Origin of the sequence: Massilia pseudoviolaceinigra (assembly GCF_030846505.1) — a bacterium.
Lineage (GTDB): Bacteria > Pseudomonadota > Gammaproteobacteria > Burkholderiales > Burkholderiaceae_D > Telluria_A > Telluria_A violaceinigra.
The window spans coordinates 1-4,032 of the sequence record NZ_JAVCWL010000070.1 but is presented as its reverse complement, the minus strand read 5'-3'; the positions used below and the strand labels follow the sequence as shown (position 1 = coordinate 4,032).

Sequence of the window (4,032 nt, the reverse complement as noted above, 5' to 3'; positions counted from 1 at the left end):
CGGCAACTCCACTTCGATGATGGTCATGGCATCCCTCTGATCAATCTGGCTGATGCATCGCCTCGACATCCAGGGCATCCAGGAGCGCGGCGCGCACGCCGACACCGCTTACCCCTACCGTGCCGCCGTGCGCAGCGCCACGGGCCTGCAATCGCGCCGGATGGGTCGCCTCATGCACTTCCTTGAGCTTCATGATTGCCACCCGTGTATAAACTTCGGTGGTGGTCAGCTCGGCGTGCCCCAGCAGCGCCTGGATGAACCTGATGTCCGCACCGTTCTCCAGCATGTGCGTGGCGCAGGCATGACGGAACAGGTGGCAGGAGCTATTCAACGGGCCGGAGGCCTGCACCCGATCAAGGTTGGCGCGGTCAATGGTTTTTTTGGCAATGCCCGACATCTGCTTGGCACTCACGCGTTCGTGATGTTTCGACAGGAACAGCGTTGCGTCGCTGTCGTCGTCAAGGTAGCGCGGGCGTACTTCCTGCACATACCGGGCAATCCAGGCCAAGGCCCGCTCGCCGATCGGCACCATGCGGTCCTTCTTGCCTTTGCCTAGCCGCACCAGCACCGTGCCGCGCTCGGCGTCAATGTCATTGAGGTCAAGGCCGACCAGCTCGGCGCGGCGCATGCCGGTGCTGTACAGCGCTTCCAGCATGGCCCGGTCCCGGATGCCGAAGCCCGACGGGTCGTCAATGTCGGCCGCGTTCAGTACCTGGGCAATTTCGGCGACGGTCAGCACGTGGCGCGGCAAGCGATTCTCCTGCTTTGGCAGCTCCATTTCGCTGGCCGGGTTGAACAGCAGGTGATGGCTTTTTGCCATCCATTTGAAGAACATACGCACCGTGATCAGGCGCTTGCTCTGGGTCTGGCGCGACAGCGGGGCACAGTCGGCTTTGCGCCGGTAGGCAAAGATGTATTGCCGATAGCGCTCCAGCATCGCCCGTGTCACCTCGTGCGGCGTGGTGACGCTGCGCTCTTCGCACCAGTCGATGAAGTAGCCCATTTCGATGCGGCGGTTCTTGAGCGTCGTCGCCGAGTAGTGCATCGCCTGCGTCCAGTCAATGAACTCGATCAGGTAGGAGCGGAAGCCCCCACGGGTTTCCGGGTCGCCGGCATAGTGCAGCGGACCGGGCAGCTTGCCGGGGCGTGTCGGCCTCATACTGCCCCCGCCGACGTTGCTACGACTACGACCGGCACGCGGCCGCTCGTCATAGGAGGTGCGTTTTCAGGGGCAAATAGCGTGCATTTCGCCGTAACCCGCCCCAGCACTGGCGTTGTGGCCGATTTCACGGCCCGACCGGGGGCCGACCACCCACCGACCAGGGGCCGACCGGGGGCCGACCGCGAGCGCCCACGCCCCGACCACCGCCCGTCGTAGGCGTCCAATGCACCAGCATCGAGCAAGCCCGCATAGAAACCACTGACGGCGCTCATGCCTCACCCGCCCGCGTCGGTACGATCAGGATCGGTACGACCTGCGCGTGACCGTTCGCCATAGGAGGTGCATTTTCAGACGCGAATGGCGCGTTTTCCGCCGAAACCCGCGCCAGCACTGGCTTTGCGGCCGATTTGACGGCCCGACCGGGGGCCGACCACCCACCGACCACGGGCCGACCGGGGGCCGACTGCGCGTGACCGTGCCCCGACCGCCGCCCGTCGTAGTCATCCAAAGCCCCGGCATCGAGCAGGCCGGTCAGGTGCGGTGCGTTGTTGCCGTCGCCGTCATAGAGCATTTCATACACATAGCCCTGCCCACGCTCGGCGCGGTGCACCAGCAGGTATTCCAGCTCGGCCAGCCGCCCAAGGTGGATTTTAAGCTGGGTGTCTCCCCAGCCGGTCGCCTCGCGCACGTCTTTGCGGCTAAAGTGATACTCGGTGCGGCGGATTCCCAGCGCTGCGGCCGACGTATCGACCAGCGTATCGACCAGACTCAAGAGTCGGCGCGTCTGCGGCGGAAGCTCGTCAAGGCTGCGGCCCAGCACCTCATGCGTGAGCCGGTTGGCCTGCTCGATGTCGGATGCCGTGACCTCGATGTATTCCAGCGCCGCGCCGTTGCTGCCCGTCGTGTTCTTGGTGGCCCGCTGGTGTTGGTGCAGCAAGGCGATGGTGTCGATCAGCGTCAGGTATTTTTCGTGATCGCGCCGGGTCCGCGTTTTGTCCGACAGGAACGTGAGCTGGTCGGCGTAGGGATTGACCACGGCCAGCGGGCGTAGCAGGCGCTGTGCATTGCGGTGCAGGGCCAGGATCGCATCCTTGCCCTGTTTCGCCATCAGGCCCGACAGCATACGCCGGTTGCGTTGCAGGCTGTGAATCGCCTCGGTTTGCTCGCGCCCTTCATCGACGGTGAGGACGATGCAGCGGTTCATCAGCTCTTCGTCGATCTCGATGGCTGTCGTGGTCAGGAAGATCATGACCGGGCCGGTGACGCGGTATTCCTGCGTAATCAAGTTGCCCGTGTTGGCATCCTTGCCGGTCGAGGCAATCATCAACTCGCCCTCACTTTGCAGCAGCTTCAAGGCGTAGCTGGCCCGGCTCGCGCCTTCCTCTTCAACGATGGCAAGTATCTTGTGCTGCAAGTTCGTCTCGCCCATGTAGAACAGGCTCTGGCCCGTCATGGCGCTGTACTTGATGCGCTCTTCCTCCGGAATCATCGCCAGCACCGCATCCATCAGCGAGCTTTTTCCGGCCGCGCTTGACGACTGCACGACGATGGCCAGCGGCCTATCGAGCTTGCGGCTGACTGCGGCCAGGTAGCCAACGAGCTTGTTGGTGCGCTCGCCAACCAGCCCGCAGGCGTCGAAGTCGGCCACGATCCGGTCCAGCAGGTCGGGCGCGCGCAGCAGTGCCAGGGCGGCATCGCGCTCAGCGTCGGTCATGGTCGGGATGGCCGGCGCTGTTTTGGTCGAAGACTTGATGCGCTCGTCCTGCAACGCTTCCAGCTTGAGCAGGATGCGCCCCAGGTCGTGCTTGATGAGGTCGTCGCGCACGGCCAGCTCCTTGGCCGCGTACAGCAGGTACTGGCTACGGCCGCGCGCGCTGTACAGGTCGAGCGTATCAACGAAGTAGGCATCCTTGCAGGACACGAGCAGGTTGATCTTGAGCGTTTCGGGCGACAGGTTTTTCGGCAGGCCGCGCACGCGATAGCGCCGCTCGCCGAAGGTGAACACCACTTCGTCATCCTTGATTTCGGCGTCAATGGACGACGCCGCTGGCGCGGCCGAGGGCGAAGCGGCTAAGCTGGCGGCGTCCAACGGCGCAATGGCGGCGGCAATGGTGGCCGCATCTGGTGCCGGTGTCGGTGCCGGTTCAGGTGCCGGTTCAGGTGCGACCGTCACGACCGGCGCAGGCTCGGCGCAGGCGTCGGCGACGTACTCCATCGTCTCAACATGCTGGCCGGGTGCCGCCTGCGGCGGGATGCCTTTGCCGTACCATGCCGCCTTGCGGATCAGGATGCCAAGGCTTTTCGATGCCGGCGTCACCTTCAAGGCGTATTCGTTGGCGTCCATCCCCTTTGGAAACTGGATGCGGTAACACTCGATGCCGATTGCATTCAATTGCTCGGCCAGCGCGTCGGCTGCATTGTCGCCCGCGTCGTCGCGATCATAGGCAATCAGGACGCGCTTGGTGCCGTGCCGCTGAAACGCGACGATATGGTCGGGCGTAAAACCGGACGTGCCATAGCTGGCCGTGACGTTGTGATAGCCCGCCTGCCAGAACGTGAGCGCGTCAATCAGCGCCTCGCACAGGATGATTTCCTCGTGCTGCTGCAACGCTGCCTCGTTCCATACGCCCTGGTGCGGCCCCGGCAAATACAGGTGCGTCGGCGTGCCGGTGCGCAGATCGTCGCGCAGCTTGCGCGCGTAGGCTTCGGTGACATTGCCGCCAATGTCGATGACCGGCACGACGACGGAGCCGTTGAAGTGCTCATGCCCTGTTTCGCGCAGGATGCCAATGCCTTGCAAACGGCCCTTGAGTTCCGCGCCAGCCTTGACGGTCTTGGCAGGCAGCCGGTAGCCCAGCGTGCGGTTGGCA

2 protein-coding genes are annotated in these 4,032 nt (G+C 64.2%); both read right to left on the bottom strand.

From position 1 onward, the window contains the following. Positions 1 to 40 precede the first annotated feature (40 nt). Entirely contained in the window at positions 41 to 1,159 is a 1,119-nt protein-coding gene (gene xerC, locus RBA40_RS32890; RefSeq protein WP_306653077.1) for a site-specific tyrosine recombinase XerC, read from the bottom strand. A 271-nt stretch (positions 1,160 to 1,430) separates the two neighbouring features. Continuing rightward, the coding region (locus tag RBA40_RS32885; protein WP_306653075.1) for a toprim domain-containing protein at positions 1,431 to 4,032 on the bottom strand (2,602 nt) is incomplete at its 5' end.